The sequence below is a fragment of the Methylobacterium nigriterrae genome, assembly GCF_037106235.1.
Lineage (GTDB): Bacteria > Pseudomonadota > Alphaproteobacteria > Rhizobiales > Beijerinckiaceae > Methylobacterium > Methylobacterium nigriterrae.
Genome location: NZ_JBAWTG010000176.1, coordinates 1 through 7,680, shown reverse-complemented (window position 1 = coordinate 7,680; position 7,680 = coordinate 1). Strand labels below are relative to the sequence as shown.

The following is a 7,680-nucleotide window of genomic DNA, read 5'->3' as shown; positions in this document are numbered from 1 at the left end:
ATCAGAGGCTCAATCAGCGCCCACTCGTCATCCGTCAGGTCGCTCGGATAACGAAGCTCGCTTCGATCGTAGCGGGCCCGGTTCTCGGTCGTCCACATCAGCAGCCTCCACACAGGCCGCCTTGAATCATAAGCCACTGACATCGCTCAATATGTCGCCGGACAGACACTAAGGGGCCGGAATCGTCTGGATCAATACGGAAGCAGTGGTCCGGATTGCGTGCCGCCGGAGTGTTGCGCATTTGCCCCGTCAGCCCACAACTCCCCTGCCCCATCCTTGCCGTGGAGGGCAGCGCGCAAATCCGGCAGCGATGCGATGTTCAGTGCGACCCGGCACGCCTCCTGGTGGGACGTATAGCTGCTGATGGCTCGGCGCGGTGTCCTCGGACTAATAGGCGTAGGCCAGCGGGAGAGCGGCGGCGTCTTCGATGCGGAACGCGCCCTCGAACTCGGCCACGCGCCAGGGCGTGAAGAACCGGCGGGGCTCATCCATCATGCAGGACCATGCCTCAAAGCTGCGTAAACCCAGAGGACGGCCATTGGCGCGGCCTCTCGGAAAGGCTCACCTGCACACCGTCGCCTCGCATTCGTTCCAACAAGCTATCTCGTCTCGCTCTCCTCCCTTAAGGCAAAGAGCGTAACTCGTACTGTCCTTTACACTCGTACAAGTATACAGGCCATCGTGCGTACCTCCGTTGGCCTTGCAGCAGAAAATCTTAACCTCAAGACGTGTTTCCTTGCAGAATTTTCCGCATTCGCTGCATGTTTTTACAATGTCCTGAGCGCGTAAATAGCTGATGTACAGGTCGTCCAAGAAGATAGCGCAAACATCCGCGAGAAGCTTCCGCAAGTTGATAGTTCTCTCCGATCCAAAACGGCGCATGTTTGTGAAACGGGCGAAGGTTCGAAGGTTCCTGCTCAGAAACGTACGAATTGCGCAAGGCGACCGAGCCTACTCGACAGTGCGCCGGGATGTTCGTTCTTTGCGCGGCTAGCTCGTTCCTCCCCGCCAGCTACGGACCGAACCGTCCGTTACCCCGGCCTCGCGCTGGGGTTTTCTTTGCCCGCGCAGCACGACAGCGCAGCTTCGTTCTGCCCCTTTGCGCTCGAGCTTAGGTCGCGCATCCAGGGGCAGGAGCGCTGGCCTCAACATCGTGGTTAATTCTCTCTGACGCGTTCTTGTGCTGCAGCCGAATTCAGGCTGAGGTGCAGCCGCACAGGCAAATGCTCGGGGCCGGCGATGGAAGACGATGCTGCGCTGCCACAGACGAACGCTGTCGATCTCATGGCGCGGATCGTCTCAGCCTACGTGTCGAACAACTCGATTCGGGGCACTGACCTGCCGGAAGTGATCGCCGGCGTTCACGCTGCGCTCACCGGGTTGGGCAAAGCTGCTGATCCGGCGGATGCGATCGAGAAACCCACCCCCGCGCAGATCCGCAAGTCGGTGACGCCAGACCATCTCATCAGCTTCATCGACGGTAAGCCCTACAAGATGCTCAAGCGGCACCTGACCCGGCATGGGCTCAGCATAGAGGACTACCGCACCCGCTATGGCCTGCCGGCCGACTATCCGATGGCTGCCTCGAACTATTCGGCTCAGCGTGCCGAAATCGCCCGCGCCGCGGGCCTCGGCCAGCAGCGCCGGAAGTCCGCAGGTGGCTCCGCCCCCCTCATCTGAGCCGAAGGGCCAGCGCAAGGCGAAGGGTGCCGGTTAAGCCAGGGGTGAGGCGCGGACAGACAAGGTCTACCGCGGCAAGGGAGCGGGCGATGCGGCGGCTCGGGATGCTTCTCTTCCTCGCGGGCGTGTTTTGCCCATTCATCGCCCTCCTGCTGATCCTCGTCCATGGCGCCCTAGTCGGCGACATGGATTGGCTCACGTCTCGGACTGATCTGATGCTGCTCGGTCTCTTGGGGGGGTGGCTGTCCTGCTGCTCGCAGCGCTCACCGCATTGGGGGCCCTCGGCAGCGCCAAGCGTCAGGGTGTGGTTACAGCAGCCCAAGAGCAGTGCCGGTTGAAGAGCCCAGCACTGCGCCAGAAGCCTGGCTCGCAGGGCGTGCCGCCACATCGCAGGTGAGGAGCAAACCCCATGAGCGACCAGTACAACGGATTCAGCGTCTCACGGACAGAGGATTTGATCGAGAGAGATTTGGGCCTGGCGCAGAGGAAGCTGAGTGCCGGGCGACGGTGACAGCGTCAATGAGGCGGAAGTAGCCGACGCCGCGCAGTGGCTCCTGCAATAACTAACGTGGATCAATCGAGCGCCGATCCGGGATTGAGCAAAGTCCAGCCGCATGAGGCCAAATCTGCGCCGCGGAAAGGAGCAGGTGCTTCAATCAGACGCGTGGCTGGAACTTGGGATTACCTGAAGAAGGCTAGACCGGCCCGCGATCGCCCTATATGGGTTGCGCTGTACCCTGAGTTGTGGCGTGAGAGGGTCACGGACGTGAGCAGATCCTTTGTCCAGAGATTGCACTCTGCAGCTACTCTCACAGAGGCTGAGCAGATCGCGCTCGAGCGGCTCCCACGCAATCCGCAGCTCTTTACTGCGCGAGACACGATTGCGGCGCCTGGCGACACGGATCGCCTCTACCTCGTGCTGACCGGCATTGCGGGCCGGTGTGGGCTGCACCTGAACGGCACCCGCCGGATTGTCTCCTTCGCGCTTCCGGGCGATCTCGGCGACGTACAGTCTCTGGAGACCGGCTCGCGGGAGCTGCAGCTGCGTGCGCTCACGTCTTGCACCGTGGCCAGCATCTCACGCCAGGAGTTCGTTGGCCTCATCGAGGCTCATCCCGGGATTATGCGAGCCATGTGGCGGCTGGCGCTGACGGAACTGAGCATCGCCCGCGAGTGGCTCGTGAACGACAGCCGACCAGCCGAGAAGCGGGCAGCGCATCTCTTCTGCGAGCTGCTGGCTCGGCTGCAGGCGGTTGGCCTTGCGCGCGAGAACAGCTTCGAGCTGAAGCTGCTGCAAACGGACTTAGCCGAGGCGCTGGGTATCTCCGCCGTGCACGTGAACCGCGTGCTGCAGGGGCTCCGGGCGAGTGAGTTGATCGATCTGCAGAAGCACGTGGTCCGCGTGCCGGATGTCGCGCGCCTGCAGGCTTTCGCGGAGTTCGGTCCCGCTTACCTGCAGCTCGGAAGGCGGGGTCAGCCGGCGGCACGGGTCCTGCAGCAGAGGCTGGCGGCTGAGTGGAGCAACCGCGCGGCTTCTGCCACCAACGGAGTGGATGCTGCTATTTGAGATCGCGGGGCTGTCAGGCTGCGATGCTGGTGGGCTGTTCGCCTCCGAGCCACGTGGTCGAGGCCGTCAGCGTAACTGCCAGCACAGCTTTGCCGGTGCTGTCGCGGACCGTCATCCGGGGCATCTGGTCGGCATATCGCTGCGGTTGATCGGCCACAATCTCGCACAGCGCGCGCAGCGCTTCTTCTGAGACAGCCTTGATGTCCGCGAACTCTGCCGCCTCCTCATCGGCGAATGAGTTCTCGTGATCGTGAAAGTCAAAGAAGTACAGAGCCATTTCTTTTCCTGTACAGCTGATATGAGAGGGCTATCTTCAGCCTATCTGATTTGTACTTAGAGTATTGCCGGCAAATCAGAGGCCTCATCCGTATAGGTCTGGCTCCGTTAACTGTCCAGCTTTAGTTCCCGTACGGCCGCGTACAAAGTGCGAGACCGTACCCCGGAAGGGTTAGACTTAGCCTCGTGGAGGGCTCCACCTATGGCAACGGACCCGACCACCGGTAAGCTGTTCAAGCAGGCCCCCGTGCTTGATGCGGACGGGCGGGCCGAAGTGCCAGGGCGCGGCACAGAATGAGAGGACCGACAGTCGGGGGCCTTCTCTCCTCGGGTGAGATCCGTCCCGCAGACTTGTCTGCGGCCGTGGACGCATTCCTCGCCAATCCCGATCCTGGCCTTGTCCTGATCGGCGAGTACGAGGTGGACGTTGCAGCCGCTGTGGCCGCGCGCCCTCACGCCGTGAAGGTGTTGCAGGCTGCGAGATCGGGAGTTGCGGCCCGCCGCGCTGCCGTGCGCACTGCCATTCTCCTGGCACAGCCCCGGAGGCGGTAGCGGAACTCCCGCCGGCCGCTCTGCACCTGGGTGGAGACACGGGCGTAGCCGACGAGCATGTCAGGATAGTGGCCCAGCCACGTTTTCCTGTCAGTAGTTTTCCAGTCACGGTTTCCTGACACAAACGGGGCCGTTTGGGAGGGCTCGCGAGGCGCTCCTCGCACATGGCAGGAAAACGGCCGGATTCCTTACAGCTTGCAGCTATGTGCGCCGTGCAGAGGATCGTGCGATGATGTTGGCGTCGAGTTCTCGGACGCTTCTCCAGACATCATCGTTGTGAGGAATGGCCATTCGACGTCGCTACAAAGCGGCGGCAGGCTCATAACGGCATCTGGAGAGATCATAGCGTCACAGGCTGGACCCATCCGAGCCTGTGCAGGTTGACCGCGCAGTGTCCGCAACGGCGGACGAGCGAGGTTCTCCGTGGCTGAACAACTCACCGGTCAGGCTGGTCGCCAAGGAAAACGCGGCAAGCCGGCCCTTTATGTTCTCGTCGTGAGCGTCGGGCTGATGCTCGCTGCTCTCGTGGGATTGCTGCTCTGGCAGGGCACGAATGCTGCGCAAAGCTCCGCCGACCAGAGCCAAGCGGCCTCACTTCAGGAGATTACCGGATCGACGAGCGGCAAGTCGAACGCTCTATCCGCGTCGAACACCAGCGGCGTACCGGCGGGAAATCCAGCCTCCCCGCAACCGGCGGTGCGCAATCCGTAGCAGTATGCAACTTATGAGAGGGTCCCATCCCTCTCATAGCCTCTGACAACGCTTGAGCGGAGAACCGGCATGGCCGACCCTGTTACAATCAAGCCCTACATGGGCCCCTCAGGTGGCTGGGGGTCGGCCAAGTCCCTGACTGAGATCCTACTGCGTGAGCAGATCCCACTGAGCGGCGGGGGCTTGCTGATGCACCAGAACAAGCCAGACGGTTTCATGTGCGTCAGCTGCGCCTGGGCCAAGCCTGGCAAGCCATCCGTGTTCGAGTACTGCGAGAACGGCGCCAAGGCTACGGCTTGGGAGGTAACCCGCCGGCACATTACGGCTGATTTCTTCGCTAAACACACCGTCACCGAACTGGAGAATTGGCGCGACTACGACCTGGAGGAACTCGGCCGTCTGACCGAACCGATGCGCTGGGATGCGGCAACTGACAAATACCGACCCGTCTCCTGGTCAGAGGCCTTCCGCGAGATCGGCACTGAGTTGAAGGCGCTCGAACCGAAAAAGACGGTGTTCTACGCCTCGGGACGGGCCTCGCTCGAAGCCTCCTACATGTACGGGCTGCTGGCGCGCCTCTACGGAAACAACAACCTGCCCGACAGCTCCAACATGTGTCACGAGTCGACGTCGGTGGCGCTGCCGGAGAGTATCGGCTCGCCGGTGGGCACCGTTCTGCTCGAGGACTTCGAGCACACCGATTGTATCTTCTTCTTTGGCCAGAACCCGGGCTCGAACGCGCCGCGGATGCTACATCCGCTCCAGGACGCAAGCAAACGGGGCGTGCCCATCATCACTTTCAACCCGTTCCGCGAACGGGGACTGGAGCGCTTCACGAACCCGCAATCGCCCGTGGAGATGCTGACGCGCTCCGAGACGCGGATCTCGTCGCAATACCTTCAGGTCAAGGCAGGCGGGGACCTCGCGGCAATCTACGGGATCTGCAAGGCTCTGATCGAGGCAGACGACGCGGCTCGCGAGAGCGGCGGCCGGCGGCTGATCGACATCGCCTTCATTGACGCACACACGGAGGGCTTCGAGGCCTTCGCAGCTTCGGTGCGCGCCAAGTCTTGGGAAGAGCTCGAGCGCCATTCCGGCCTGCAGCGTCGCGCGCTGGAAAAGGCGGCACGGACTTACGGCCGGGCCAAAGCGACAATGGGCATCTACGGCATGGGTCTGACCCAGCATCGCAAGGGTGTCGAGACCGTGCAGATGCTCGTCAACTTGCTCCTACTTCGCGGAAATATTGGGCGCCCAGGCGCCGGCATCTGCCCCGTGCGCGGCCATTCCAACGTTCAGGGCCAGCGCACGGTCGGCATTACGGAGAAGCCCGAGTTGGTGCCGAACGACAAGCTCAAGGCGCTCTACGGCTTCGAGCCGCCACAAGAGAAGGGTCTGAACACCGTCGAGGCTTGCGAGGGAATCCTCGGTGGCTCGGTCCGCGCCTTCGTGGCGCTCGGAGGCAACTTCATCCGTGCGGTCCCCGAGACCGTGCTGATGGAGGGAGCGTGGCGCAAGCTGCGCCTGACGGTGCAGATCTCAACGAAGCTCAATCGCAACCACCTGATCCACGGCGAGATCGCCTACATCCTGCCTTGCCTCGGACGCATCGAAATCGACACGCAGCCCGGCGGGCCGCAAGCGGTGGCGATGGAGGATTCGACGGCCTGCATTCACGGCTCGAAGGGTTATGCTGAGCCGGCAAGCCCGCATCTCCTGTCCGAGCCCCGGATTATCGCCGGGATCGCCAAGGCGACGCTTGCCCCTAACGACCGGATCAACTGGGACCGCTGGGGCAGCGACTACGCCAGCGTCCGCAATGCCATCGAGGCGACCTATCCGAGCGAGTTCAAGGACTTCAATGCTCGCATGTGGCAGCCCGGCGGTTTCCGCCGGCCGATCCCCGCCGCTCACCGAGCCTGGAAGACCGAGAGCGGCAAGGCGAACTTCATCACGCCGGGCGGTTTGTCGACTGATCCCGATACGGAGCAGGCCGATCCTGACGTGTTGCGCCTGATCACCATGCGCTCGAACGATCAGTTCAACACCACGATCTACGGCTACGACGATCGCTTTCGGGGCGTGCAGGGTACCCGCATGGTGCTCTTCATGAACAGAACCGACATTGCCCGCCTCGGCCTTCGCGATGCGCAGACCATTAGCCTGGTGAGCGCTGCGAGCGACGGTGTCCAGCGCCGCGTCGACGGCTTCCGGGTGCTGGCCTACAATATCCCGCCAGGCTGTGTCGGCGGCTACTACCCGGAATGCAACCCGCTGATCCCGCTCTGGCATCATGCGGAACGTAGCAAGGTGCCGGCAGCAAAATCCGTTCCGGTTCGCGTTGCATTTTCTGCCCCAGTCAGAGCGTAAACATCGCACAGCCGTCTATCAACGGGAGCCGCGCATCTTCCTGCGCGAACTACGCGACCAGTTAGCTGAGCAGGGTGTCGAGACCAGCACGAGCGGTCCGTCGCGCTTCTTCCAACGCCATCGGATCACCTGGAAAAAGAGGCGACGCACGCAGCCGAGCAGGAGCGCGCGGACGTAAGAGCCGCCCGCCAAGCATGGTTCGAGGCCCAGCCCGACCTCGCCTGAGCCCGAGGAGCCTCTCGTCTTAGGGGCGGAGCATCTTGTCTCGTGAGGAGCCATCGTGTCTCGGGGCCGGCGATGTAATAATAACGGTCGGATGCTGTTGGCGAATTCGTCTCAGCGCCTGCCAAGGTTGCCGCCACGCTCTGGTATTGGGCAGCCTGCGCTCGCAGCTCAGCCCTATAGGGGTGCCCTCGAGCCGCGGTCGAAGCGGCAATCTCGAATTCGCCAACAGATCAACCGCGCGCGGGGCGCGCACCATCATGACGAGGAAATGGGGCGCCCCGTTGCTGACTGACTGGTGA

At 62.6% G+C, this 7,680-nt stretch carries 5 protein-coding genes and 2 pseudogenes; 5 read left to right on the top strand and 2 right to left on the bottom strand.

Annotated features, from left to right (window positions below; translation table 11 throughout):
- A pseudogene (locus WDW90_RS33075) lies at positions 1–98 on the bottom strand (IS5/IS1182 family transposase); the annotation flags it as partial.
- 1,141 nt (positions 99–1,239) lie between these two features.
- Here WDW90_RS33075 and WDW90_RS33070 point away from each other — a divergent pair.
- Both WDW90_RS33070 and WDW90_RS33065 read left to right on the top strand, forming a co-directional pair.
- Positions 1,240–1,680, top strand: a complete 441-nt coding sequence (locus WDW90_RS33070; RefSeq protein ID WP_336491882.1) for a Ros/MucR family transcriptional regulator — start codon at positions 1,240–1,242, stop codon at positions 1,678–1,680.
- A 547-nt stretch (positions 1,681–2,227) separates the two neighbouring features.
- Positions 2,228–3,247 (top strand): Crp/Fnr family transcriptional regulator, encoded by a 1,020-nt coding sequence (locus WDW90_RS33065; protein ID WP_336491881.1) that lies wholly within the window; start codon positions 2,228–2,230, stop codon positions 3,245–3,247.
- A gap of 13 nt (positions 3,248–3,260) precedes the next feature.
- Here the strand turns inward: WDW90_RS33065 and WDW90_RS33060 are convergent, their stop codons facing one another.
- Positions 3,261–3,524, bottom strand: a complete 264-nt coding sequence (locus WDW90_RS33060) for a DUF6894 family protein (RefSeq protein WP_336491880.1) — start codon at positions 3,522–3,524, stop codon at positions 3,261–3,263.
- 974 nt (positions 3,525–4,498) lie between these two features.
- Here WDW90_RS33060 and WDW90_RS33055 point away from each other — a divergent pair.
- From WDW90_RS33055 to WDW90_RS33045, 3 genes and pseudogenes are all read left to right on the top strand, one after another.
- Positions 4,499–4,786: a flagellar basal body-associated FliL family protein gene (locus WDW90_RS33055; protein WP_336491878.1), complete on the top strand. Its 288-nt coding sequence runs from the start codon at positions 4,499–4,501 to the stop codon at positions 4,784–4,786.
- A 69-nt stretch (positions 4,787–4,855) separates the two neighbouring features.
- On the top strand, positions 4,856–7,156 hold the full coding sequence (locus tag WDW90_RS33050; protein ID WP_336491877.1) for an FdhF/YdeP family oxidoreductase: 2,301 nt from the start codon (positions 4,856–4,858) through the stop codon (positions 7,154–7,156).
- A 16-nt stretch (positions 7,157–7,172) separates the two neighbouring features.
- Positions 7,173–7,375 (top strand): annotated as a pseudogene (locus WDW90_RS33045) (IS630 family transposase); the annotation flags it as partial.
- Positions 7,376–7,680 lie beyond the last annotated feature (305 nt).

Coding starts and splice junctions, on each gene's coding strand:
- WDW90_RS33050 (WP_336491877.1), top strand. CDS start 4,856: ATGGCCGACCCTGTTACAATCAAGCCCTACATGGGCCCCTCAGGTGGC.
- WDW90_RS33070 (WP_336491882.1), top strand. CDS start 1,240: ATGGAAGACGATGCTGCGCTGCCACAGACGAACGCTGTCGATCTCATG.
- WDW90_RS33060 (WP_336491880.1), bottom strand. CDS start 3,524: ATGGCTCTGTACTTCTTTGACTTTCACGATCACGAGAACTCATTCGCC.